Annotated in this window: 10 protein-coding genes; 2 read left to right on the top strand and 8 right to left on the bottom strand. The window is 72.0% G+C overall.

Annotated elements, in window-relative coordinates; all coding sequences use genetic code 11:
- Nucleotides 1–63: 63 nt before the first annotated feature.
- The 7 genes from ACYVLQ_RS09155 to ACYVLQ_RS09125 form a co-directional block, all read right to left on the bottom strand.
- Complete coding sequence (locus ACYVLQ_RS09155) at nucleotides 64–1,053, bottom strand: ATP-binding cassette domain-containing protein (RefSeq protein WP_460696956.1); 990 nt, start codon at nucleotides 1,051–1,053, stop codon at nucleotides 64–66.
- The gene (locus tag ACYVLQ_RS09150; protein ID WP_460696955.1) at nucleotides 1,050–14,738 is read right to left on the bottom strand and encodes an amino acid adenylation domain-containing protein; all 13,689 of its coding nucleotides are present in this window, start codon (nucleotides 14,736–14,738) and stop codon (nucleotides 1,050–1,052) included. The genes ACYVLQ_RS09155 and ACYVLQ_RS09150 overlap by 4 nt, the downstream gene beginning before the upstream one ends.
- A gap of 386 nt (nucleotides 14,739–15,124) precedes the next feature.
- On the bottom strand, nucleotides 15,125–16,738 hold the full coding sequence (gene lnt / locus ACYVLQ_RS09145) for an apolipoprotein N-acyltransferase (protein WP_460697014.1): 1,614 nt from the start codon (nucleotides 16,736–16,738) through the stop codon (nucleotides 15,125–15,127).
- 233 nt (nucleotides 16,739–16,971) lie between these two features.
- Nucleotides 16,972–18,567: an amidohydrolase gene (locus ACYVLQ_RS09140; RefSeq protein WP_460696954.1), complete on the bottom strand. Its 1,596-nt coding sequence runs from the start codon at nucleotides 18,565–18,567 to the stop codon at nucleotides 16,972–16,974.
- Nucleotides 18,568–18,603: 36 nt separating this feature from the next.
- The gene (locus ACYVLQ_RS09135; RefSeq protein WP_460696953.1) at nucleotides 18,604–19,086 is read right to left on the bottom strand and encodes an FxsA family protein; all 483 of its coding nucleotides are present in this window, start codon (nucleotides 19,084–19,086) and stop codon (nucleotides 18,604–18,606) included.
- A 91-nt stretch (nucleotides 19,087–19,177) separates the two neighbouring features.
- A complete protein-coding gene (locus tag ACYVLQ_RS09130) occupies nucleotides 19,178–19,837 on the bottom strand; it encodes a response regulator (protein ID WP_460696952.1) in 660 nt (219 codons plus the stop codon).
- 24 nt (nucleotides 19,838–19,861) lie between these two features.
- Nucleotides 19,862–21,052 carry a sensor histidine kinase gene (locus ACYVLQ_RS09125; RefSeq protein ID WP_460696951.1) on the bottom strand — a complete coding sequence of 397 codons (1,191 nt, stop codon included), beginning with the start codon at nucleotides 21,050–21,052 and terminating at the stop codon, nucleotides 19,862–19,864.
- Between the two features lie 97 nt (nucleotides 21,053–21,149).
- Between ACYVLQ_RS09125 and ACYVLQ_RS09120 the strand changes: the two genes are divergently transcribed.
- Nucleotides 21,150–21,917 (top strand): TSUP family transporter, encoded by a 768-nt coding sequence (locus ACYVLQ_RS09120; RefSeq protein WP_460696950.1) that lies wholly within the window; start codon nucleotides 21,150–21,152, stop codon nucleotides 21,915–21,917.
- Nucleotides 21,918–21,941: 24 nt separating this feature from the next.
- Here ACYVLQ_RS09120 and ACYVLQ_RS09115 read toward each other — a convergent pair whose 3' ends face one another.
- Complete coding sequence (locus ACYVLQ_RS09115) at nucleotides 21,942–22,619, bottom strand: TetR/AcrR family transcriptional regulator (protein WP_460696949.1); 678 nt, start codon at nucleotides 22,617–22,619, stop codon at nucleotides 21,942–21,944.
- A 206-nt stretch (nucleotides 22,620–22,825) separates the two neighbouring features.
- Here ACYVLQ_RS09115 and ACYVLQ_RS09110 point away from each other — a divergent pair, with 206 nt between their 5' ends.
- The gene (locus ACYVLQ_RS09110) at nucleotides 22,826–24,352 is read left to right on the top strand and encodes a TldD/PmbA family protein (protein ID WP_460696948.1); all 1,527 of its coding nucleotides are present in this window, start codon (nucleotides 22,826–22,828) and stop codon (nucleotides 24,350–24,352) included.
- Nucleotides 24,353–24,354 lie beyond the last annotated feature (2 nt).

Below are 24,354 nucleotides of genomic sequence, written 5' to 3'. Positions count from 1 at the left end.
CCGGTTCGGTCGCCGACTTCTCCTGCACCGCAACGGAACCCGCGTCCGCTCGCTCGGCGGTCTTCACGACATGATCTCCTCTGCTACCTCGTCTTTTTCGGAATCGGCGGCCGGTGTGGCGGGGGTGCCGGTGAGCGACAGGAATACGTCGTCGAGGCTGGGCCGGTGCACGGCGGCGTCCACCACGCACACGCCCGCGTCGTCCAGTCGCCGCAGCGCCTCGACCATGGTCCGGGAGCCGTCGCCGACCACGACCGACACCTCCTCGGTCCCGGGCTCGTGCAGCGGTTCGCCGACCCCCACCTGGGCCAGCACCGACAGCGCCGGGGCCGGGTCCTGCCCGGGGGCCAGCGTCACGGTCAGCCGGTCGCCGCCGATGGAGGTCTTCAACTCGTCGGCGGAGCCGCGGGCGATCACCCGGCCGCGGTCGATGACCGTGATGCGGTCGGCGAGCAGGTCGGCCTCCTCCAGATACTGCGTGGTGAGCAGCACGGTGGTGCCGTCGTCGACGAGGTCGCCGATGACCCGCCACATATCCATCCGACCGCGCGGGTCCAAGCCCGTGGTCGGCTCGTCCAGGACCACCACCGCGGGCCGCGCCACCAACGCGCCCGCGAGGTCCAGCCGCCGCGCCATACCGCCCGAATAGGTGCCCGCGCGCCGGTCCGCCGCATGGTCCAGACCCAGCGCCGACAGCAGTTCGGCGGCGCGCACGGACGCCTGCTTCTGCGACATCCCGTACAGCCGCGACACCATGCGGAGGTTCTCGAATCCCGACAGATTGGCGTCGACGGCCGCGTACTGCCCCGACAGGCCGATGCGGGTCCGGGCGCGGGCCGGATCGCGGAGCACGTCCACGCCCGCCACCCGCACCTCGCCCGCGGTGGGTTTGAGCAGCGTGGTGACGATGCGCACGGTCGTCGTCTTCCCGGCGCCGTTGGGACCCAGCAGGCCCAGCACCGTGCCGGAGGGGATGTCCAGATCGATCCCGTCCAGGACGCGTATGCGCCCGTAGTTCTTGACCAGGCCCTCGACCTCCACCGCCAGGCTCATGCCCGCGCCTCCTTCGCATTGTCCAGGTGTTCTCGCAGCACGGGTCCGATCACGGCGAGCGATTCGGGCGTGGTCATTCCGGAGTGGCGGCAGCGCACCTTCTGGTCCTGGATGTCGCCGGTGACGAACGGCTCCCAGGACTCGGCGCGCCGGGTCGGGTCGGCCCGGTTGATCTCGTCGTCGGCGGCGGTGAAGAACAGCAGATCACCCTCGAAGACGCGGGGCCGGAAACCGTGCGCCAGCACCGCGCCGTTGGCGTAGCCGGTGTAGAGCCGCTGCAGATGCTCGACGGTCAGCGCCGCGAACGGGCCCGGCCGCCCGCGCAGCAGTTCCGCCGCGTCCCGCAGGGTCAGGCGCGGATCCACCGCGTGGTCGCCGCCGAGCAGATCGCTGCCGAACTCGCCGATGATGTCGGCGACGCCCGGGATGGCGTGCTCGAGCCACTCGTCGGACAGCTGGTAGCTGTCCATCATGGCCAGCAGCGCCACCCGCTCCCCTGCCTCCTGCAACTGAACCGCCATCTCGTGCGCGATCAGGCCGCCCAACGACCAGCCCAGCAGCTGGTAGGGGCCCTCGGGCTGGATCGACTTGATCTGTGCCACATAGTGTTTCGCGGCCTCGACGATCGAGCTGTCGTCATCGCCGCCGCCGACGTGGGGCGCCTGCAGCCCGTAGACCGGGCGGTCGGCGGGCAGATGCGCGAGCAGGCCCGAGTAGCACCATGCGAGCCCGATCGCCGGATGCACGCAGAACAGCGGCGCCGCACCGGCTTCGGTGGCGGGCCGGATCGGCAGCACCGGCTCCAGCGCCAGGGCCAGCGCGTCACCGGCCGACGCCGCCAGCCGCCGGGCGATGGCGGCGGGTGTGGACTCGCCGAACATCACCTGCACGGGCAGGTCGATCCCGGCGGCCCGCGCGTGCGCCACCACCTTGGTGGCCAGCAGCGAGTTGCCGCCCAGCTCGAAGAAGCCGTCCTCGGCGCCCACGCTCTGTACGCCCAGCACCTCGGCGAAGGCCGCGCACAGCGCCGTCTCCGCCGCCGTCGCCGGGGCCCGGTAGCCGCTCCGGTTGCCGAATACCGGCTCCGGCAGCGCCTTGCGATCCAGCTTGCCGACCGGGGTGAGCGGCAGCGCGTCCAGCAACATGATCGACTGCGGCACCATGTAATTCGGCACCAGCTCGGCGAGATGTGCGTGCAGTTCCGCCGCCGTCGGCCCGGTGCCCGGATGCGGCTTCACATACGACACCAGCGTCGTCGCGCCCGCCGGGGTGCGGTGGCCGATCGTGGTGGAGAACTCCACCGCCGGATGCCGGGCCAGCGCGGCGTCGATCTCGCCGAGTTCGATGCGGAATCCGCGGATCTTCACCTGGTGGTCGGTGCGGCCCACGTACTCCAGCTCGCGGCGGCCGCCGCGGTCGACCCAACGCACCAGGTCGCCGGTGCGGTACATGCGCTCGCCCGGCTTGCCGAACGGGTTGGCCGGGAACCGCCGCGCGCTCAGGCCGGGCCGGTGCAGATAGCCGCGCGCGAGCGCCGGACCGGCCAGATACAGCTCGCCGGTCACGCCGACGGGCGTCGGATGCAGGCGCGGATCCAGCACCACCGCGGTGACGCCGCGAATCGGACTGCCGATGGTGATCGGGTCGTCGGGCCGCATCGGCTCGGAGATCACCGTGACGATGGTGGTCTCGGTGGGCCCGTACACGTTGTGCAGGGCGCGGTCGACGCCCCAGCGGCTCACCAGGTCCGGCGGCAGCGCCTCGCCGCCGACGAGCACGTGCCGCAGCTCGGTGACGTCGGCCGGGTCGGCCGTGCCCAGCGCCGACGTGGTGATGAAGGCGTGCGTGATGCCCTCCTCGACCAGCACCCGGGTCAGGTCCGCCCCGCCGTACACTCCCGGCGGGGTGACCACCAGGGTGGCCGCTCCGCCCAGGGCGAACAGCAGGTCCAGCATCGCCGCGTCGAAACTCGGTGTGGCGAAATGCAGGACGCGGCAGCCGGGCCGCACGTCGAACCGCTGCGCGGTCTCGGCCGCGAAATTCGACAGGCCGCCGTGGGTGACGACCACCCCCTTCGGCGTGCCGGTGGATCCGGAGGTGTAGATGACATAGGCCGGGTTGTCGGTGCGCAGCGCGCCGAGTCGCTCGGCCGGGTCGATCGGCGCGTCCGAGGTGGCCAGCACCCGCCGACGGAACGAGGGGGCGTCGAGGACTGTCCAGCTCGCGCCGTCGGGCATCCGTTCCCGGCACGACGACAGCGTGATGCCCAGGGCCGCACCGGAATCGGTGAGCATATGCCGGATCCGCTGCTCGGGGTAGTTCGGGTCGACCGGGACGAAGGCCGCGCCCGCCTTGGCGACGGCCAGGGTCACCGCCACCGATTCGGCCGAGCGCGGAATGCCCAGGGCCACCAGCGTTTCCGGACCGACGCCCAGCCCGATCAGCACGCGTGCCAGGCGGTTGGTCCAGCGATCGAGGGCGTCGTAGCTGACCTGTGTGTCGCCGGAGCGCACGGCCACCGCCCGCGGATTCACCGCCACCGCCGCCTCGAACACCTCCGGGAAGGTGACGGGACGGTCCGCGGCGGCGCCGCGCACCGGCGCCAGGCTCGACCACTCCGCGGCCGCCAGCAGCTCCAGATCTCCCACGGGCTGTACCGGATTCGCCGCCGCCGCGGTCAGCAGGCGCACGAACCGGTCGCCCAGCCGCGCCGCGGTCGCCTCCTCGAACAGGTCGCGGGCGTAGTTCACCGACAGGGTGATTCCGGCCGGTTCCCGCGTCCCCCCGGCGCCCGGCGTCCAGGATTCGGTCAGGGTGAACTGCAGGTCGAACTTGGCGATCCCGGGATCCGCGTCGCCCGCCTCGATACGCAGGCCGGGCAGCTCCAGGACCCGCACGGGTTCGTTCCGCACCGACAGCATCACCTGGAACATCGGGTGATGCGATTGCGAGCGGGCCGGATTGAGCACCTCGACGAGACGCTCGAACGGCACGTCGGCGTGCGCGAACGCCTCCAGGTCGGTATCGCGCACCGCGTGCAGCAACTCCCCGAACGAAGCGCCGCTGTCGATCCGCGTACGCAGCACCAGGGTGCCGACGAACATGCCGACCATCGGGTCCAGCGCCGGATGTCCGCGCCCGGCGATCGGCGTGCCGACCGGGATGTCGTCCCCGGCGGTGAGCCGGTGCAGCAGGGTCGCCAGCGCCGCGTGCAGCACCATGAACATGGTCACGCCGTGGCGACCCGCCACCGCGCGCAGTTCGCGGTGGGTCAGGGCGTCGATCTCACAGTCGACGGTGCCACCGCGATAGCTGGGCACCGGCGGGCGCCGGTGATCGGCGGGCACCGCCAGCAGTTCCGGCAGGCCGTCCAGGGCGCGCCGCCAGTAGTCGAGCTGGCGGCTCGCCGTCGAGTCCGGATCGTCCTCGCTGCCTAACGACTCGCGTTGCCACAGCGTGTAATCCGCGTACTGGACCGGCAGCTCGGACCACCGCGGGGTCTCGCCCGCGGCATGCGCGCGATAGGCCTCGGCGACGTCGGCGGCCAGGGGCTCCAGCGACCAGCCGTCCATCGCGATGTGATGCACGACCAGCACCAGGACGTGTTCGTCCGGGCCGAGCCGCAGCAGCGCGGCCCGCACCGGCACCGTGTTGGTCAGGTCGAATCCCGTTGCGGCGAAACGCTTCACCTCGGCCTCGACGTCCGCCTCGGCGACCTCGGCGACGGTCAGCCGGGCCGCGGCCGCGGCGGGGTCGAGGACCCGCTGGTACGGTTCACCCTCCAGTTCGGGGAATACCGTGCGCAGCGTCTCGTGACGCTCCTGGATCGCGTGCAGCGCCGCTCGCAGGGCCTCGACGTCGAGGGCGCCGTGCAGCCGCAGCGCCACCGGGACGTTGTAGGCGCCCGCGGTTTCGCCGCCCGCCGTGCCGTCGCCGGATTCGTTGAACCGGTTGAGGAACCACAGCCGCCGCTGCGCCGCCGACAGCGGCACCCGCCGGGGCCGGGAGCGCCGCACCAGTTCCGGGGTGCTGTCGGGGCCGGCGCCGCTGTCCAGCCGGGCGGCCAGCGCGGCCACCGTCGGCGCCGCGAACACGGTGCGCACCTCCAGCCGGGTGCCGGTCGCGGCGGCCAGGCGGGCCACCAATTGCGTGGCCAGCAGCGAGTTTCCGCCGACCTCGAAGAAGCTGTCGTCGGCGCCGACCGCCTCGGCCCCGACCAGCTCCGCCATCACCCGCGCCACCAGGCGCTCGGTATCGGTCTCCGGCTCGCGCGCCACGGTCGCGACCAGTTGCGGCTGCGGCAGCGCGGCGCGGTCGAGCTTGCCCACCGGCGTGAGCGGGATGGCGTCGAGCACCGTGAGGCTGCTCGGAACCATATGCGCCGGAAGGCGTTCGGCGACGTGGCCGCGCACCTGCTCGAGGTCCGCCGCGCCGGACCCGTCCGCCGGTTGCACATAGGACACGATGCGATCGGTACCCGCGATCTCGCGAACCTCGGTGTGGGCGAACCGGATCGCCGGGTGGGTGGTGAGCACCTCGCTGATCTCGCCGAGCTCGATGCGGAACCCGCGCATCTTCACCTGGTGGTCGGTGCGGCCCAGGTACACGATCTCGCCGCGGTCGTTCCAGCGCACCACGTCGCCGGTGCGGTACATGCGCGCGCCTTCGGGCCCGTACGGGTCGGCGACGAAACGCGCCGCGGTGAGCCCGAATCGGTCGAAGTAGCCGCGGGCCAGCCCCTGCCCGCCCAGGTACAGCTCGCCGGGCACCCCCACCGGAACCGGGCGCAGCCGCTCGTCGAGCACCAGCGCCCGGGCGCCGCGCACCAGCGTGCCGATCGTGATCGGCTCGCCCACGGTGAGCGGGGCCGTCATGGTGATGACCACGGTGGTCTCGGTCGGGCCGTAGCCGTTGAACAGCATGCGATCCGGCGCCCAGCGCGCGACCAGCTCCGCGCCCAGCGCCTCGCCGCCGACCACCAGCGACTTCAGGTGCGGCAGCGGCCACCGCTCGTGGTCGATGGTGGCCAGCGCCGCGGTGGTCATGAAGGTGTGGGTGACCCGTTCGCGGTCCATCAGTTCCGCGAGTTCGTCACCGCCGTAGACATCGGGCGGGCAGATGATCATGGTGGCGCCCACGCCGACCGCCAGCAGCAGATCGAAGATCGCCGCGTCGAAACTCGGCGTGGCGAAATGCAGTGTGCGCGACTCGCGTTCGACGCACATCCGGTCGCGGATCTCGTCGGCGAAATTCGACAGGCCCGCGTGCGTGACCGCCACGCCCTTGGGCTTGCCGGTGGAGCCGGAGGTGTAGACCAGGTACGCCAGCTCGGAGGTCCACACCGAACGCACCCGGTCGGCGTCGGTGACGGTGGCCGCGTCCAGGCTTTCCACCTCGGCCATCAGGTCGGGATCGTCGAGCAGCAGCCACCGGGTCTCGTAGCCGCCGACGGCCGCCTGCCGCAGCCGGTCCCGGTGCGCCGACAGCGTGATGCCGCTCCAGCAGCCGGAGTCGGTGAGCATGTGGCGCACCCGGTCGGTCGGGTAGTTCGGATCGACCGGTACGAAGGCCGCCCCGGACTTGGCCACCGCGAGCATGGTGACCACCGATTCGATGGAGCGAGTCAGGCCCATCGCCACCCGGTCCCCCGCCCCCAGCCCGCGCCGGATCAGCGCCCGCGCCAGGCGGTTCGAGTACTGGTCCACCTCGCCGTAGGTCAGCTCGACCTCGCCGAACCGCATGGCGACGCGGTCCGGATGCAGGTGCGCGGTGGCGATGAAATAGTTCGCCAGGCTGCACTGCGGGGTCGGCACCGCCCCGTAGGCCGGGGTGAGCAGTGTCCGCTCGCGTTCGGTGCGGGCATCGATATCGCGCACCCGCACGCGCGGTTCGGCCGTGACCGCGGCACACACCATGAGGAGCCGATCGGCCAGGGTGCGGACCGTCTCGGCGTCGAAAAGCTCGGCGGCGTAGACGAATTCGAACTCGCGGCCCGCGCCGTCGCGCTCGGGCAGCACGCGCAGCTCCAGGTCGAACTTGGCCAGCGCGATATCCAGTTCGTCGGCCCGCAGCCGCAGCCCCGGCAGTTCCAGCGCCGGGACCGCGTTCTCCGCCACGGTCAGCGCCACCTGCAGCAGGGGCCGGGACGGGGTGCGGGACCGGTCGTCGTCACCGCGCGAGAGCTCCTGCACGATCCGGTCGAACGGCAGCTCGGCGTGCGCCATGGCGGCCAGTTCACCGTCGCGGTCGACCTGCAGCTGCTCGGTGAAGCTGCGGTCGGGGTCCACGTCGGAGCGCAGCGCCAGGGTGTTGACGAACATGCCGACCAGCTCGTCGAGCTGGGCGTCGGTGCGACCGGCCACGGGCGTGCCGGTGACCACATCGCGGCCGCCGGTGACGACGCGCAGCAGCACCGCCAGGGCCGAGCGCAGCACCATGAACAGGCTGACGCCCTGGGCGCGGGCCAGCGACTCCAGGCCGCGCTGCAGGTCGACGGGCATCTCGAACGGGACGGTTTCGGCGCGCTGGGTAGGCTGCGCCGGGCGGGGCCGGTCGTAGGGCAGCGGCAGTTCGTCCGGCAGGTCCGCCAGCGTCTCCCGCCAGAACCGCAGCTGGGTGGCGGCGGGGCTGTCCGGATCGGATTCCGGGCCCAGACAATCGCGTTGCCACAGAGTGAAATCCGCGTACTGCACGGGCAGCGGCGGCCAGGCCGGCGCCACCCCGCCCCGGCGCGCGGCGTAGGCCACGCCCAGGTCGTGGGTCAGCGGCGCCAGCGACCAGCCGTCGGCGGCGATGTGGTGCAGCACGATGCCCAGCAGATGGCATCGCGAGCCGGTGCGCAGCAGAGTCATGCGCAGCGGGATCTCGCGGGTCAGGTCGAAGCCGCGCTGCGCGAGCGCGCGCAATTGCGCTCCGGCGCCCGACTCGTCGGTGGCGATCGGCTCCAGCATGGGCAGGCAGCGGTCCGGGTCGAGGACCTGCTGGTAGGCGCCCATGGTGGCCGATCCCGCGCCCTCCACGGAGGTCGCCTCGGGGAATACCGTGCGCAGCACCTCGTGCCGCACCATCAGGTCGCCGAGGGCCGCCCGCAGCGCGCCCACGTCCAGGTCGCCGTCGACGCGGATCACGAAAGCGATGTTGTAGGCGCTGGACTCGGGCGAATAGCGGTTCAGGAACCACACCCGCTGCTGCGGCAGCGACAGCGGGACACGCTCCGGGCGCGGCGTGCGCACGGCGAGCGCGACCTGCCGCGTCCGGGGCGCGTCGGCCAGCCGCGCCGCCACCCCGGCCACCGTCGGCGCCTCGAAGATCACCCGCACCGGCAGGTCGATACCGAATTCGGCCTGCAGCGCGGAGGTGAGCCGGGTGGCGAGCAGCGAATTGCCGCCCGCGTCGAAGAAGCTGTCCTCGGCCCCGGGCACCCGATGGCCGAGCACGGCGCCGAATATCTGGGCGACCTGCTGCTCCAGCTCCGACTCCGGCGCCCGCGACGGTCCCGCGGTGACGAATTCCGGTTCCGGCAGGGCCTTGCGGTCGAGTTTGCCCGACGGGCCGATCGGCACCTCGTCGAGCACGGTGACCGCGGCCGGGACCATGTAGGCGGGCAGCCGCTGCCGCGCGGTCTCCAGCACCGCCACCGGATCGATCTCGCCGTCGGCGGTGAGATACGAAGCGAGCCGGGCGTTTCCGTGTTCCCCCGCGTGCACGACGGTGAGCGCGAACCGGACCCCGGGGTGCGCGCGCAGCACGTGGTCGATCTCCCGGAGCTCGATCCGGAAGCCGCGGATCTTCACCTGGTCGTCGGCGCGTCCGAGGAACCGCAGCTGCCCGGTGGCGTCGGCCACCACCAGATCGCCGGTGCGGTACATGCGCTCGCCGCGGCGGCCGTGCGGATTGGCGGGGAACCGCTGCGCGGTCAGGCCGCGGCGGCCCAGGTAGCCGCGGGCGAGGCCGGGTCCGGACAGGTACAGCTCGCCCGGGACGCCCGGCGGCACGGGATGCAGGCGGCCGTCGAGCACGAACAGCCGCATCCCGCGCACGGGCAGGCCGATCGGCACCGGCCGACCGGCCGCCATCGGTCCAGTCGCGGTCGCGGCGACCGTGGCCTCGGACGGGCCGTACATGTTGTGCATGCGGTGCCCGGCCGTCCAGGTCTGCACCAGTTCCTCCGGGCAGGCGTCGCCGCCGACGATCACGGCCTCCAGGTCGTCGAGGCCCTGGGGCGGCACCGTGCCCAGCGCGGCCGGGGTGATGAAGGCGTGCGTCACCCGCTCCTCGCGCAGCAGCCGCGCCAGCTCCACCCCGCCGTACAGACCCGCCGGGGCGACCACGACGGTGGCGCCCGCGGCGAATCCGAGCAGCAGCTCCAGCACCGAGGCGTCGAACGAGGGCGACGAGAAGTGCAGCGTGCGTGCGGAATCGGTGACCCCGAACAGATGCACCTGCTCGTTCGCGAGCGACGACAGCCCGCCGTGGGTCACCACGACCGCCTTCGGCGTGCCGGTCGACCCGGAGGTGTAGATGAGGTAGCCCGGGTGGGCGGTGCGCAGCGGATGGTGCCGGTCGGCATCGGTCACCGCCGTCGCCGGGAACTGCTCGACGGCGGTCCGCAGGGCGGGCGAGCCCATCAGCAGCCAGTCGACGTACTGCTTGTGGTGGCGTCCGCGGCGCACCGGCCAATCCGGCATGGCCGCATGGCATTCCGCGTCGGTCAGGCCGAGCATGGCGCCCGAGTCCGACAGCATGTGTGCGATGCGGTCGGCCGGATAGTCCGGGTCGATCGGCACATAGGCCGCGCCCGTCTTGGCGACCGCCCAGACGGCGGTGATCGAGTCCAGACCGCGCGGCAGCGCGATCGCGACCACCACTTCGGGCCCGGCGCCGTGCTCGATCAGCACGCGCGCCAACCGGTTCGACGTCTCGTCCAGCTCCCGGTAGGTGGTGTCGTGGCCCTGGTAGCGCACCGCGACCGCGTCCGGCAGCCGGGCGGCGGTCTCGGTCAGCAGGCGGGACAGCGTGATCGCCGGTTCGCCGGGTGCGCCCTGGATCGGCACCAGGTTCCCGGTCTCGCGCGTGTCGAGGATGCTCAGGTCGCCCACCGGCACGCTCGGCGCGGCCACCGCCGCCGTCACCAGGCGGACGAACCGCTTCGCCATCGCCTCCACCGTCGCGGCGTCGAACACGTCGGTGGCGTAGCCGAATTCGGCGGTCAGCGGGCCCTCGTCCCCGGCCGCGGACCCCGGCCCGTGCCCGCCGCCGGGCTCGTGCACGGTCAGCTGCAGGTCGAACTTGGCGACGCCGACATCCATCGGCAGCACCCGCGCGCTGACCTCCGGCAGATCGATGCGCAGCTCCGGCACGTTCTCGTAGGACAGCATCACCTGGAACAGCGGATGCCGCCCGGCGTCGCGGGCCGGGTTGACCATCTCGACCAGCCGCTCGAACGGCACGTCGGAATTGGCGAAGGCGTCGAGATCGGTCTCGCGCACCCGGTCCAGCATCCGATCGAAACCGGCGGCCGGGTCGACGCGGGTGCGCAGCACCAGGGTATTGACGAACATGCCGACCAGGTCGTCGAGCGCCGGATCGGAGCGGCCCGCGATCGGCGTGCCGATCGCGATGTCGCCGGTGTTGCACAGCCGCGACAGCAGGGTGGCCAGCGCCGCGTGCAGCACCATGAAGGTGCTCACGCCGCGGTCGGCCGCCAGCGCGGCGATGGCCCGCCGCGTCGTGGCGGGGATGGTGAACTCCACCGTGCCGCCCTCGGCGGTGCGCCGCGCCGGACGCGGGCGGTCCATCGGCAGGTCCAGCTGATCGGGCAGGTCGGCCAGTGCGGAGCGCCAGTAGGCCAGCTGCCGCGACAGCGCGCTCGCGGGATCGCTCTCGTCGCCGAGCAATTCGCGCTGCCACAGCACGTAGTCGGCGTATTGCACGGGCAGCGGCGACCAGCGCGGCGCGGTACCGGCGGCGCGGGCCGCGATCGCACCCATCAGGTCCCGGGCCAGCGGGGCCACCGACCAGCCGTCGCCGCAGATGTGGTGCAGCACAACGAGAAACAGGTGTGTATCCGGGCCGGTGGCGTACAGCGCCACGCGGATCGGGGCCTGGCTGCGCAGATCGAATCCGTAGCGGGCGTACTCGGTGGCCAGCTCCAGCGCGTCGGCGCCGGCGGCGTCGATGGGATCCAGGGTCAGCGGGATCTCCACGGCCGGGTGGATCACCTGCATCGGGCCCGGGGCGGCCGCGGGCGAGTCGGACCCGGGCGCGTCCGGGAAGGTGGTGCGCAGACTCTCGTGCCGTTCCAGCACATCGAGCAGCCCGGCGCGCAGGGCGGCGAGATCCAGCGGCCCGGTCAGCTCGACCGCCAGCGGCATGTTGTAGGACGAGGCATGTTCGGCGAACCGGTTCAAGATCCACAGACGCTGCTGGGCCAGCGACAGCGGGATCCGCTCCGGGCGTTGCGCGGCAACAAGTTTCGGCGAGGACGCGTCGGGGTTGTGGGCGTCGAAGCGGGCGGCCAGGGATGCGATCGTGGACGATTCGAACAGGTCGCGGATGGTGAGCCCGGCGCCGAAACCGGCGTTGACCCGGGCCACCACGCGGGCCGCGGACAGCGAGTTGCCGCCAAGGTCGAAAAAGCTGTCCTCGACGCCGATCTCCCCCGTGCCGAGTACCTCGGCGAAGATGCCCGACAACCGCCGCTCCACCTCGGTGCGCGGCCCGGTGGCCGACCGCGACCGCCGCACGCCGGATTCCGGTGCGGGCAGGGCCTTTCGGTCGACCTTGCCGTTGGCGCTCAGCGGTAGCTCGGGAAGCACGGTGAGGTGCGCCGGAACCATGTAGCCGGGCAGGACGCGGCGCAGCCCGGCCAGCACCTCCGGCGGCTCGAGGGCGGCGCCGGGCGCCGCCACCGCGTAGGCGACCAGTTCGTCGCCGCCCGGTGCGGAATGCGCGACGCACACCGCGCGGGCGACCCGGTCGTCGGCCAGCAGCGCCGCCTCGACCTCACCGAGTTCGATGCGCAGGCCGCGGACCTTGACCTGAAAGTCGGTGCGGCCCAGGTACTCCAGGACGCCGGGGGCGCCGTCGGCCCGCCAGCGCACCAGGTCGCCGGTGCGGTACATGCGGCCCGCTTCGTCGGCCGCGAACGGGTCGGCGACGAACCGTTCGGCGCTCAACGCCGGCCGGCCGAGGTAGCCGCGCGCCAGCTGCACGCCCGCCAGATAGAGTTCGCCCACGACGCCGGGCGGCACCGGTCGCAGCCGCTCGTCGAGCACGTAGGTCCGGGTGTTCCACACCGGCGCGCCGATCGGCACGCTGTCCTGGTCCGGGGCGCACGGCCAGGCGGTGACGTCCACGGCGGCCTCGGTGGGGCCGTACAGATTGTGCAGCTCCGGCGCCGCGCCCGACCGCGACAGCGCCGCGTGGAAGTCGCGCACGGTGGCGGCGGGCAGCGCCTCCCCGCTGCAGAACACCCGTCGCAGGCTCGCGCAGCCGCTGACGTCGGTGTCGGTGACGAAGACCGACAGCATCGACGGCACGAAATGCGCCGTGGTGACGCCACGTTCGGCGATCAGGGCGGCCAGGTACGCCGGATCCTTGTGCCCGTCGGGGGCGGCGATCACCAGCCGGGCGCCGATCTGCAAGGGCCAGAAGAACTCCCACACCGAGACGTCGAAGGTGGCGGGCGTCTTCTGCAGTACCGCGTCGGTGTCGTCGAGCGGGTACTCGTGCTGCATCCACCGCAGCCGGTTGACGATCGCGGCGTGTGAAACGCCCACGCCCTTGGGCTTTCCGGTGGAGCCGGAGGTGAAGATCACGTAGGCGAGGTGATCGGGCCGCAGCGGCGCGCGCCGGTCGTCGTCGGTGACCGCGCCGCCGTCGCGGCCGGACAGGTCCAGCGTGTCGATGTCGAGCCGCTCGGTCTCCTCGGGCATCGCGATCTCCGTGCCCGCGACGGTGAGGACGCACAGCGGGCGCGCCTGGTCGAGGATCCGGCCGGTGCGCTCGGGGGGATGGTCCGGATCGATCGGCAGGTAGGCGGCGCCCGCCTGCACGATGGCGTACATGCCGACGAGCAGGTCGATACCGCGCCGGATCGCCAGGCCCACCACGACATCCGGACCGGCGCCGCGCGCGATCAGCTCCCGCGCGAGTCGGTTGACCCGCTCACGCAGGTCGCCGTAACTCACCGCCTCGTCGCCGAATTCGAGCGCGACCGCTTGTGGGCACGCGGCGGCGCGGTCGGCGAACAGCCCGGCGAGCGTGCCCTCCTGGCGCGCCACATCCGTCGAATTCCATTCGCGCAGCACCAGATCGCGCTCGGCGGCGGTGATCACCGGCACGGCGGCGGCCGGGGTGTCCGGGTCGGCGGCCAGCAGCTGCGCCAGGAAATGCAGGAAGCGGCCGTGGTGGCGGGTCAGCTCCGCGTCGGAGTACAGCTGCGGGTTGGCCTCGAAGTCGACGTGGATGCGGTTGCCCGCGCCGTTGTAGAGATTGATCGACAGATCCTCGACCGGCCCGGTGGACAGCACGTTCAGCGAACCGGCGAGACTGCCGAAGCGCAGCTCGCTGTGGAACAGCATGATGTTGACCATCGGGCCGAAGAATCCGCGGGCGTCGCGGGAGTAGCCGCAGTCGCGCCGGATGTCGTCGTGGCGGTAGCGCTGATGCCGCAGGGCGCCGGTGATCTGCAGTTCGGCCGCCTTGACCACGTCGCGCACGGTGGTGTCGTCGTCGAAGCGGATCCGGATCGGCACCACATTGGACACCACACCGGCCGAACGGCGCAGCGCGACCGTGGTGCGCGCCGACATCGGCAGGCTCAGCACCACATCGGAGTTGCCGGTGGCGGCGCGCACGTAGCACGCCAGCGCGGCCACGAACAACGTGGAGTTCTGCGTGTCGAAGGTAGCGGTGGCGCCGGAGAGATCGATCTCGACCTCGGGCTCGAGGACGGCGGCGGCGATGCGGCGACCCGCGTCGGGCAGCGCGGCGGCGATTCCGGTGGTGGACAGGCTCATCGGCGCGCCCACGCCGGACAGCTGCGCCGTCCAGTACTCCCGGTCGGCGCGGAAGCGGCCGGTCTCGCGGTAGCTCGACTCCCCCGCGTAGAGCTCGGACAGCGGAGTGGCGCGCGAGGCGACGGGCTCGGTGTGGTTCTCCAGTGCCGTATATATCTCCGCGGTGCGGGTGAGGGCGTTCATCGCCCCGTAGCCGTCGATGACGATGTGGTGGCCCCGGCAGTACCAGATGTAGTCGCTGTCACCGGTGCGCAGGACGACGTTGGTCGTCAGCGGATCGCGCTCCAGGTCGAGGGGCTTGCTGGCATGCTCGTTCATCCAGCGCAGCGCCGCCGCGCGCGGATCCGCCTCGTGCCGCAGATCGACGCGGGCCCAGCCCGGCCGCCGCGCGGGATCCACCACCTGGTGCGGGATGCCGTCGATCTCGACCAGCCGCACGTGACCGACCTGGGCCTCGGCCCCGAATCGCTCGATCGCGTAGAGCAGGCGGCCGACGTCGAGGTCGCCGTGGATCTCGACATACTGCGCGATCGTCAGCGGGACGTCCGGCCGGATCCGCTGTGCGTACCAGATGGCGGTCTGCGCGGGCGACAGTGCGAAGGGTTGTGCTGAGAATTCGCCGGAAGAGCATTGGTCGACACGATCCGTGGCCAATGAACTCATCAATCACTCCGTTCTGCCGCTGTTGACGCATCTCCCCGAGCCCACGAGAACGACACTGCGGCGGACGCGCGCACGCGTCCGCCGTAGGACGTGATCCACGCCCTATGATTCGGAGCATCGGGTCGGGCGGATCGGTAGCGATCTCGAGATGTTTCACTTCGAACGACGTTGGCGGCGAGACCATTTAGTAGGCAATCTCTTCGCAAACTTCGCGATATAACCGTCTCTTGCACACAAAACGCTGATCAACACAGAGAACTTGCCTGTAAACAGATCCGCGCAACGTTCTGGCGAACCATGCGCGGCGGCGCGGGCCGATGGTTCGCGGTCGCACCGGCCCTGCCGTGTTCGGGGTGTTCGCTTGTCGGGGGAGACTGCGCGCGCGGCTAGCGCCGCATCCGGCCGCCGACGACGTCCTCATCGCCCGGATGTTCCGGCGGCGAAATTCGCCGTCGAATAGCCACAGCCACAACAACAGCCGCGGCAAGGATACACAACACTCGTTCGGGCCACGGTCCCATCCGCGTCGCGGGTGTCGTCGCGGTGCGCAGCGGCAGCGTCGACTCCAGCGCGGCCGGGACGAATTTCGGGGTCTGGCGCGCCACCGCACCGTCGGCGGTGATCATCGCGCTGACCCCGCTGGTGGCGGCCACGACCAGCGCCCGCCCGTGTTCCACCGCGCGGATGCGCGACATGGCCAGTTGCTGATAGGTCATCTCGCTGTCGCCGAAGGTGGCGTTGTTGGTCGGCACGGTGAGCAGTTGCGCGCCCGCGCGCAGCGAGTCCTCGAAGGCGCGGTCGAAGGCGACCTCATAGCAGGTGGCGACGCCGATGGTCACCTCCGGACCACCTCCGGCCGGTCGCGCGTGCACCACGCCGTCGCCGGAGCCCGGCACGAAATGCCCCGCGCGGTCGGCATACTCCGAGAAGTGCCGGAAAAAGCCTCGCAGCGGCAGGTACTCGCCGAACGGCTGGATGATCTTCTTGTCGTGCCGCTCCCCCGGTCCGGCGTCGCCGTTCCAGACGATCACCGAGTTGGTGGTGGTGTCGTCGGAGTTCACCAGCACGGCCCCGACCAGGATCGGCGCGTGGATCGCGGTGGACGCGGCGGCGATCTCGGCGGCGGCGTCGGCATTGCGCAGCGGATCGATATCCGACGAATTCTCCGGCCAGATCACCACATCCGGCTGGGCGGCCTGCCCGGCGGCGACGGCGCGGGCCAGTTCCTCGGTGCGGCGGACGTGATTGTCCAGGACCGCGCGGCGCTGGGCGTTGAAGTCCAGTCCGAGCCGCGGCACGCTGCCCTGGATCGCGGCGACCGTGATCGGCCGGTCGCCGTCGTCCGGGGCGGGCAACGCGGTCCGGAGGATCACTCCGGTACACGGGATGATAGCCACAATCGTTGCGGCAGTGCTAATTCCGGGCAGCCACCTAGGCTTTCGGCGGTCGCCGAGTCGAAGCAGGAGGGCCGCCGACGCCGTTCCGGTGAGGGCGACCGCGAAGCTGACCCCGGGCGCGCCCGCGAGCACGGCGATCGGCAGATACCAGCCGTCGCCCTGCCCGAACGCCAAACGCCCCCACGGGAATCCGCCGAACGGGAAGTTCGACCGACCCCATTCGGTGAGCGTCCACGTCGCGGCCACCCACAGCGGCCAGCCGGGCAGCGCCCCCACCAGGCGCGCTAGCATCCCGAACAGGCCGACGTAGACCGCGCAGGCGCCGGACAGCGCCAGCCACGGCACCGGCCCCACATATATCCCCGTCCACGGCAGCAGCGGAACGAAGAACGCCAGCCCCGCCAACAGGCCGTACCCGAGCCCACCGCGCAGCCTGCCGTCTCCACGCACCACCAGCGTCAGCAGCGCGATCCCCAGCGGGGCGAGATACCAGCAGGTCCGCGGCGGAAAGCTGGCGTAGAGGAGCAGTCCGGCCACGATCGCGCCGAAAACCCGGCACCACACGGGATGTCGCTCGAGCACATCGCGGGCGCGCCGGCTCACCGGCGCGAGCCCGGCCACCGGCCGCGCGGGCTCCTTACTCACCGCCGCACCCTGCCACGGTCAGGCATGCGGCCACGGCAGTACGTCCACCCTTGTCCCACGCGATCGCGGCACTGCCGACGGCATCCTGCTCAACACCCGGTCGATGCTACGGATACCCGGTTCCGACACCACTCGCGGGTTCGGCGGCAACGGCGCATCCGTCGACGACGCAGCCGCAGGCGCGTGGGCTTTCACGCCTCGTAGATGACACTGCCGCGGTGCACGGTGCGCAGGCAGCGCGGGAGTGTGGCGCCCGGGTCGAGCGGGGGGAGGCCGGGGACGCGGGAGCGGGGGTCGGTGGACCAGCGCTGCACCTTGTCCGACGCGGCGGCGACCACCAGGTCGGTGGCATCCCAGATCACGTAGGACGCGGGCGCTCCCGGGACGAGGGTTCCGGCGACGCCGTCGCGGACTCCGCCCGCGCGCCAGGCCCCGCGCGTGGCGGCGGCGAAGGCGGCGCGCGGGGAGATCCGGTGACCGGGCGTGCGGTGGTGGGCCGCGGCGCGCACCGCCTCCCACGGATTCAGGGCGGTGACGGGCGCGTCCGAGCCGATCGCCAGGGAGATCCCGGCGGCGGCCATGGCGGCGAAGGGATTCAGGGCGGCGGCGCGGTCGGCACCCAGGCGCGTCGCGTACATCCCGTCGGGACCGCCCCAGGCGGCGTCGAACCCCGGCTGCACGCTGGCGATCACACCGCAGGCCGCGAGGTCGGCGATCTGCGCGGCATCGAGCAGTTCGGCGTGTTCTACGCGGTGCCCGCGGGCCGCGACCGCCGGGGCGCCGAGGGCGGCGGCGACCCGCGAAAAGCCTTGCGCCACAGCGTCGAGCGCGCCGTCGCCGATCGCGTGGAATCCGGCCTGGATCCCGGCCTCGGTGCAGGCGCGCACATGCGCGGCGACCGCGTCCGCGTCCAGGTAGCCGACGCCGGTGGCGTCCCGATCGGCGTAGGGCGTGCGCAGCAGGGCGGTGTGCGAGCCGATCGAGCCGTCGGCGAACAGGTCCCCGGCCAGGCCGTGCACGCCGAGTTCCGCGATCAGGGCGCGGGCCTGCTCCGCGGAGGACACCGCCTCGCCCCAGTACGCCCGCACCTGCACGCCGTGCGCGAACTCCAGCAGCTCGGTGGCGTCCGTCCGGCCCGAGATCTGCGGCCCGGCGCATTCGTGTACGGCGACAATGCCGTTCGCGGCGGCGTGGTCGAGCGCCGCGTGGCGGGCGGCGTCGCGCTGCGTGCGATCCAGCCCGTGCAGCGCGGCGGCCCGCACCAGGTGGTGGGCATCGGCGCGCAGCGGTTCACCGGGGGTGTATCCGGCTGCCGCGGTGACTCCGGGGACGGCGTCCAGCAGCGCCGAGGACACGACGGCCGAATGGGCGTCCACCCGAACCAGATACACCGCCCGGCCCGGCCCGGCGGCGGCGTCGATCTCCTCGACCGACGGCGGCCGCCCCTCCGGCCAGCGGGTCTCGTCCCAACCGTCGCCGAGCACCGCGCCCGGATGCGCGAGCGCGTAGTCGCGGACCAGCTCCAGGCAATGCGTCAGCGAGGTGGCCCGCGACAGGTCCAGGCCGGTCAGCTGGAGACCCAGCGCTGTCACGTGTACGTGCGGGTCGACGAACGCCGGAGCCACGAAAGCGCCGTCCAGCTCGATGATTTCGGCGTCGGGATACAACGCCCGCCCCGGCCGGTCGGCCCCCAGCCACACCACCGTGCCGTCGGTCACCGCCAGCGCCGTGGCATCCGGGGAACTCGAACTGTAGACGCGACCGCCGACCAGCAACTGGGTACTCACGGCGTCCCAGTGTGCCTCACCGGTCGCGCGGGAGGGTCAGCGGCCGTCGAGCATGGGCCGGGAATTGCCCTGGCCGTCGTCGTAATACTCCTGGACCACGACGCCGTCGACCACATCGCCGCTCGGCTCGACCACCACGCCGTGATAACCGGTGGCCATCGACAGCCGGTCGATCCGGCGGGTGGCGAAGGCCGACACCACCGGCCGCAGCAGAGCACGGGTGGGCAGCAGCAGGAGCAGGCCGAACAGCGAGGTGACCAGGCCGGGGACGAACATCAGCACGCCGCCGAGCGCGACCAGGGCGCCGTCGGCGACCGCGGTGCCGGGCGCGACCTCGCCGAGACGCGCCCGGCGGAACTGGTCGAATACCCGGCGGCCCTGCGAGCGCACCAGCATCAGGCCCAGGCCGGAACCGGCGATGAGCAGCAGAATCGTGGCCACGGCACCCATCAGGTGGCCGACCACGACCAGCGCGGCGATCTCGACGACCAGGTAGAGCGCGAACAACACGGCAGGCATGACGATCCTTTCGAGGACGATCTACCACATCCAACGCCCGGGGCGCCGAATTTTCTCCCGGCCGCGGCTGAGTTCCTGCTGAGAAATCGTCTCACGCGCCCGGCCGGACCAGCCCGGTCTCGTACGCCAGCACCACCGCCTGCACCCGGTCGCGCAGGTTCAGCTTGGTGAGCACCCGGCCCACATGAGTCTTCACCGTCGCCTCGGACAGGAACAGCGCGGTCGCGATTTCGGCGTTGGAGCGCCCGGCCGCGATCTGCTCGAGCACCTCGCGCTCGCGGGCGGTGAGCACGTCGAGCACCGCCGGGTCGCGCATGCGGGCGGGGTCGTCGGCGATGAGCCGGTCCAGCAGCCGCTTGGTCACCTTCGGCGACACCACCGCGTCGCCGCCCGCCACGCTGCGGATCGCGGAGATGAGGTCTTCGGGCGGGGTGTCCTTGAGCAGGAACCCGCTGGCCCCGGCGCGCAGCGCGCCCAGCGCGTGCTCGTCGACGTCGAAGGTGGTCATCACCAGAACCCTGCTGCCGCAGCCCGATTCGAGGATCTGGCCGGTGGCGGTGACGCCGTCGACGACCGGCATGCGCACATCCATCAGCACCACGTCGGGGCGCAGCTCCCGGGCCCGCGTCACCGCGGTGGCGCCGTTGTCGGCCTCCCCCACCACCGCCACGTCGGGGTGGGCCCCGAGCACCATCTTCAGCCCGGCGCGCATGAGCTCCTGGTCGTCCACGACGAGAACGGTGATAGGCACGGGCCCCAATCTAACGGGGACGCGTCATTCCACCGCGTCGCGGTCGAGCGGAATGGTGGCGCGCACCCGCCAGCCGCCCTCCGGCCAGCGGCCCGCCTCGAGCGTTCCGCCCAGGACGGCGACGCGTTCGCGCATGCCGACCAGGCCGAGGCCGCCGCCGACGATGCCGGTGCGCGCGGTGTGGTCCGCGGAGCCCGCCGTACCGGCCGCGTGACCGAGATCGTCGACCTCGACGAGGATGTCGTTGTCGCGGCGCCGCACCCGCACCCAGGCCTTCGGGTCGGGACCGGCGTGGCGGAAGGTGTTGGTCAGCGACTCCTGCACGATGCGGTGCACGCCGAGGCTCACCTCCGGGGTGACGTCGTCGAGTTCGCCGGTCAGCTCGAGTTCCACCACCAGGCCCGCGTCGCGCATCATCCCCACCACCTTCGCCAGGCCCGCCGTGCCGTGCTGCGGCAGCTGTTCGGGGGCATGCTCGGTGCGCAGCAGCGCGACGGTGCGGCGCAGTTCGCGCAGCGCCTCCCGGCCGGTGCCCGCGATCGTGTCGAGCGCCTGTTCGGCGGCGGCCGGGTCGCGGCGCAGCGCGAACTTGGCGCCGTCGGCCTGCACGATGATCACGCTGACCGCGTGGGCCACCACGTCGTGCAGTTCCCGGGCGATGCGGGTGCGCTCGATCGCGACCGCCTCGTGCGCGCTGCGTTCCCGGTCGTAGTCGGCGACGGCCAGGCGGGCGGCGACCTCGGCGTCGTAGGCGTGGCGGGCCCCGAGGAACTCGGCCACCAGCCAGCACAGCGCGTAGTACATCGTCGTGAACGACGCCGTCGACAGGTACGGCTCGTCCAGCAGCGTGATCGACAGGGCGACGTCGGCGATCAGTCCCGCCAGATAGACCAGGCCCTCGCGCCGCCCCACGTATTTGACGAGCGTGTAGAGCATGAGGCCCAGTCCCACCAACGCGATGTGACTGGCGATCTCGTGCGTGACGTAACCGATCACGGTATTGACCACCGCCAGCGTCAGCAGGGCGGCCGCGCTCGCGCGCGGGTACTTGCGCCGGAAAACCACCGGAAGCGGGATCAGTACCGACATCACCAGGTACTCGCCGACGTGCCGGTGGTCGCCGATCGCCGCCACATCGGCCACCAGCAGCGCGAACGCCAGCATCGAATCGGCCACCAAGGGCTTGCCGCGCAGCCACAGACTGAATCGACGCACCGACCCAGCCTATGTGCCGCGAGCTGCCGCACCGCCGCAGCCGCTCCCGGATGCGGACGATTTGCCCGATCATCCGACGTCTGGTTGTCTTCGGCCGGTGGATCTCGCAGACTGGGCGGCCCTGCTCACCGCGGCGACCGCGGCGGGCTGGGTGGACGCCGTGGTCGGCGGCGGCGGGCTGATCATCCTGCCGACGCTGTTGCTGGTGGCGCCGACGATCGCGCCGCAGACGGCTCTGGGCACCAACAAGATCGCCGCCTTCTCCGGCACCAGCGCCGCCGTCGTCACCTTCGCGCGCAAGGTGCCGATGCGCTGGCGCCTGCTGCTGCCGGGCGCGCTGATCGCGGCGGCCACCGCGGCGGCGGGGTCGGCGGCGGTCGCGCTGATCGACCGGAAGTACTTCATCCCGATCGTGATGGCGGTGCTGATCGGGGTGGCGCTCTTCGTGACCGCGCGGCCCTCGATCGGCGTCGCCATGGCGACCGATCCGCCGACACGGCGCAAGACGATCCTGGTGGTCGCGCTCGCCGCCGGGCTGATCGGCGCCTACGACGGCCTGCTGGGCCCGGGCACCGGGACGTTCCTCATCATCACCTTCGCCACGCTGCTCGGCACCGAGTTCGTGCGTGCGGCCGCGATGGCGAAGGTGATCAACTGCGGCTCGAATCTGGGCGCGCTGATCTTCCTCGGCGCCACCGGCCACGTCATCTGGACGCTCGGGCTGGCGATGGCGGCCGCCAACATCGTCGGCTCGGTCGTCGGCTCGCGCATGGCGCTGGCCCGCGGCGCGGGGTTCGTGCGCGCGGTGCTGCTGGTGGTCGTGATCGGCATGGTGATCCGCCTGGGCTGGCAGCAGTTCGGCTGAGCGCGACGGGCATTCGCCGGAAGGTCAGCAGCGGACCTCGGCCATCATGTGCCGGATCGGGCGGGTCGCCTGCGGGGCGGGCTCGGCCAGCCACGGGGCCAGCACCTTCGAGGTGGTCTCCCGGATCTTGCGGTGCAGGCGCTCGCCGTCCTCGAGCGCGTGGCGGCCCGAGAACAGTACCGTCAGCGCGCCCGATACCGCGCCGACGACCGCGCCGACCAGTGCGGCGGCGCCGACCTCGTCGAGTTCCTCCGGGAACGCCCCGCGCAGTTGCCGGGCGATCTCCTGCTGGGCGGCCAGCTGCGCGTGCGCGGCCCGGCCGCTCACCGCGGGCACCGTGCGCGACACCTGGGCGCGCAGGACCGAGATGCGGGCGGCGAGGTCGTCCCCGAGATGGTCCCCCGGGTTGTCCCCCGCCGCACGTAAGGCTCGTAACAGCACCTCGACAGGTCGTTCGTCCGCGCGGCGCGTCGCGATCGCGTGCACTGCGGAGCGCACCCGCTCGTCGGGCTCGGGGAAGAGCAGTTCCTCCTTGCTCTCGAAATAATTGAAGAACGTCCGCGTGCCCACCTCGGCGGCGGCGGCGATGTCGGCGACGGTGGTCGCCTCGTAGCCACGACTTTCGAACAGTTCGACGGCGGCCTCGAGGAGGGCACGGCGGGTGCGTTCCCGCTTGCGGTCACGGAGCGCGGATGGCGGCACGCGGGCAGACAGTACGGCATTGATCACGAAACACCCGGCAGGCCGCGTGTCGGCGCGTTTGTTTCGCGCTGTGCCAGCCCGCATTTCGTGCGCGTTTGCATCTTGTGCAACATCGCACGGCGTGTCGCCCTGGGGGGCAACGCATTCCGAGTCCCCGGCTCGGCCGCTGTTGAACGAGTGGTCGGCAACCAATTAGCGTATGGGCCGTGACGATACCGACCCGGGTGGTGGACGAGGAGTTCCGCGCCCTGCCCCTGGCCGCGCTGGCCGACGCCGCGCTGTCGGCGGCTCGAGCAGCGGGCGCGACCCACGCGGACCTGCGCGTGCACCGCCTGGTCACCCAGTCGATCCGACTGCGCGACGGGCGCGTCGAATCCGTCGGCAACACCACCGATCTCGGCTTCGCGGTGCGTGTGATCGTCGACGGCACCTGGGGCTTCGCCTCGCACGCGGAGCTGTCCCCCGCGACGGCCGCCGAGGTCGCGCGGCGGGCGGTGGAGGTGGCGACGGCGCTGCGCGCGCTGAATCGCGAACGGGTGGAACTGGCCCCGGAACCGGCCTATCACGACGCGCAGTGGGTCTCGGCCTACGCGATCGATCCGTTCACCGTGCCGACACCGGAGAAGGTGGCGCTGCTGCAGGACTATTCGCGGCGGCTGGCGGCCGCCGTCGGCGTCGACCACGTCACCGCGTCCGTGCTGCAGGTCAAGGAGCAGACCCACTACGCCGACACCGCGGGTTCATCGATCACCCAGCAGCGGGTGCGGCTGCATCCGCAGCTCGAGGCGATCACCGTGGACGCCGCCGCCGGGGTGTTCGAGACCATGCGCACCGTCGCCGCCCCGGCCGGGCGCGGCTGGGAGTACGTCACGGGCGCCGACGGCCGCTGGGACTGGGACGACGAGCTGGCCAGGATCCCGGTGTGGCTGGCCGAGAAGGTGAAGGCCCCCAGCGTGACCGCGGGCCCGGCCGATCTGGTGATCGATCCGACCAACCTGTGGCTGACCGTTCACGAGTCGATCGGGCACGCCACCGAGTACGACCGCGCCATCGGCTACGAATCAGCCTACGCCGGAACCTCCTTCGCCACCCCCGACCAGCTCGGCACGCTGCGCTACGGCACACCGGTCATGCACGTCACCGGCGACCGCACCGAGGAGCACGGACTCGCGACCGTCGGCTACGACGACGAGGGCGTCGCGGGGCAGCGCTGGGACCTGATCCGCGACGGCATCCTGGTGGGCTACCAGCTGGACCGGGCGTTCGCCCCGCGGCTGGGCCTGGAACGCTCCAACGGCTGCTCCTACGCCGACTCCCCGCACCATGTGCCGATCCAGCGGATGGCGAACGTGTCACTGCAGCCGGATCCGGTGCGCGACACGACGACCGAGGACCTCATCGCCCGCGTCGAGGACGGCATCTACATCGTCGGCGACAAGTCCTGGTCGATCGATATGCAGCGCTACAACTTCCAGTTCACCGGGCAGCGGTTCTTCCGAATCCGCAACGGCCGCCTGGACGGTCAGCTGCGCGACGTCGCCTACCAGGCCACCACCACCGACTTCTGGGGCGCTATGGAGGCCGTGGGCGGACCCTCGACCTGGGTGCTGGGCGGCGCGTTCACCTGCGGCAAGGCCCAGCCGGGACAGGTGGCCTCGGTCAGTCACGGCTGCCCGTCGGTGCTGGTGCGCGGGGTCGACATCCTCAACACGCGGGCGGAGGCGGGTCAGTGAGC

This window comes from Nocardia thraciensis (assembly GCF_054782435.1).
Note: the sequence above shows the minus strand (reverse complement) of the source record. Positions and strands in the feature narration are given on the sequence as shown.

Coding starts and splice junctions, on each gene's coding strand:
- ACYVLQ_RS09155 (WP_460696956.1), bottom strand. CDS start 1,053: ATGAGCCTGGCGGTGGAGGTCGAGGGCCTGGTCAAGAACTACGGGCGC.
- ACYVLQ_RS09135 (WP_460696953.1), bottom strand. CDS start 19,086: ATGCCTGCCGTGTTGTTCGCGCTCTACCTGGTCGTCGAGATCGCCGCG.
- ACYVLQ_RS09150 (WP_460696955.1), bottom strand. CDS start 14,738: ATGAGTTCATTGGCCACGGATCGTGTCGACCAATGCTCTTCCGGCGAA.